1 protein-coding gene is annotated in these 262 nt (G+C 77.1%); it reads right to left on the bottom strand.

What is annotated here, in order from left to right; genetic code table 11:
* The coding region (locus tag AX737_RS20490) for a DnaA N-terminal domain-containing protein (protein WP_280949094.1) at window positions 1-262 on the bottom strand (262 nt) is incomplete at both ends.

Below are 262 nucleotides of genomic sequence, written 5' to 3'. Positions count from 1 at the left end.
CGGGCACAGCGGCGACCGCCACGGGGGTCGGCTGGGGCGAGGCCTGCAGGCGGGCGAGCGGGCCGCTCGTCGGGCTCGGGCGCGACGCGCCGGGGGCGGTCACGGGCCGGGTGGGGGCGCCGGTGCCGCGCACGCCGACCTCGATGCGGGCGATCGCCTCGACCTCGGCTCGGAAGGTGGTGAGCACCCGGTCGAGATAGTGCGACTCGATCCAGCTCTTCAGAAAGCGGGTCGGCACGGTGAGGCGGGCGGTGCCGCCATC

The organism is Methylobacterium sp. CCH5-D2 (genome assembly GCF_001556475.1).
GTDB lineage: Bacteria > Pseudomonadota > Alphaproteobacteria > Rhizobiales > Beijerinckiaceae > Methylobacterium > Methylobacterium hispanicum.
Note: the sequence above shows the minus strand (reverse complement) of the source record. Positions and strands in the feature narration are given on the sequence as shown.